This is a genomic window from Priestia sp. TGN 0903 (genome assembly GCF_050846855.1).
In the GTDB taxonomy this organism is placed as follows: Bacteria; Bacillota; Bacilli; order Bacillales; family Bacillaceae_H; genus Priestia; species Priestia zanthoxyli.
On the sequence record NZ_JBOZGL010000032.1, the window covers coordinates 1 to 1,289 of the forward strand.

The 1,289-nt window shown below is 39.4% G+C and carries 1 protein-coding gene; it reads right to left on the bottom strand.

The features are described 5' to 3' along the window. Positions 1–41 precede the first annotated feature (41 nt). A protein-coding gene (locus ACRPLY_RS26745; RefSeq protein WP_155726346.1) for an IS3 family transposase occupies positions 42–1,192 on the bottom strand; the annotation gives its coding sequence in 2 pieces (ribosomal slippage) (positions 42–922 and positions 922–1,192; 1,152 coding nt in all). Between the last annotated feature and the right edge of the window lie 97 nt (positions 1,193–1,289).

Below are 1,289 nucleotides of genomic sequence, written 5' to 3' on the forward strand. Positions count from 1 at the left end.
GGGACTGACCCCTGTTTTTGAGACAGGGATCAAAACACCTTTTAAACGACCAGTTGCCGATATTGTACCGGTGACTGGTTGTTTAGTTTTGTTTGAATACGGGCATTGTTATAATACGTAATATAGTTTTTGACGGTTTGCTCTACGATGGTGGTCGTAGTATATGTCAACTCGTCAAGGTAGAACGTTTCAGACTTTAGCGAGGAATGAAACGATTCGATAGAGGCATTATCTGCGGGAGTCCCTTTGCGGGACATACTCATGGTAATGCCTCTTTCTTTGATTTTTTGTTGATAAGCATACGATGTGTACACGGAACCTTGATCGCTATGCAGCGTGCATCCTTCAGGCAAAGAAGGAAGTTGACTTAACGTATCTAAAACAAACGCTACGTTTTGACAATCACCAATGGAATACGCAATGATTTCTCCGTTAAATAAATCCTGAATACTTGAAAGATACAACTGTTTGGGTCCAAAAGGCAAGTAGGTAATATCCGTCACTAGTTTTTGAAGAGGACGATCAGCTCGAAATTCACGATTTAATACATTCTCTGCAACCTGATAAGGTTGCCCTGTTCGCTGACGTTTCTTCCGTTTTACGCGACATTGCCAACCATACTTCTGCATGGCACGCTGCACAAACTTATGATTCATCTTCATCGTTCGATTGAGTAATGCTGTAATCTTTCGATAGCCATATCGAAACTTGTGTTTATGACATTGTTCACCAACTTGTTGTTCCATCCATTTCTTTAATGTATCCCGTTTTGTATGTTGCTTCCAACGATAGTAAGTGGATCGAGGGATATTAAGATGTAAACAGATTTGATAAATAGGCACCTGACCTTTTAGCTCTTCCACTGTGTTTACTACAATTTCTGGTACCACTTCCTTTCCAATTCCTTGTACTTTTTTAAGATCTCAATCTGTTGCTTTAACTGCCGGTTCTCTGCCTCTAACTTAGACGTCTCGCTTTTAAATTCAGGACCTTTTCCATATGAATACTGCTTGCCTACAGGCTGTCCAAATCGATGCATTTCTCCATTTTTATACCATGTCATCCACGTTTTCAATTGGGTATGATTACGAATATTCAGCTGTGACAATACTTCTTTTACAGGTATACCAGCTAATCTCATTTCAATCGCTTTTAATTTTATTTCTACCGGATAACTGACTCTTGTCCCCATAGAAAAAACACCTCCAAGTTATTGTTAGGTACTACATACCCGTTTTTTAACTTAAAGGTGTTTTTTATTTGTCTCACTCTAGGGGGTCAGTCCCTTA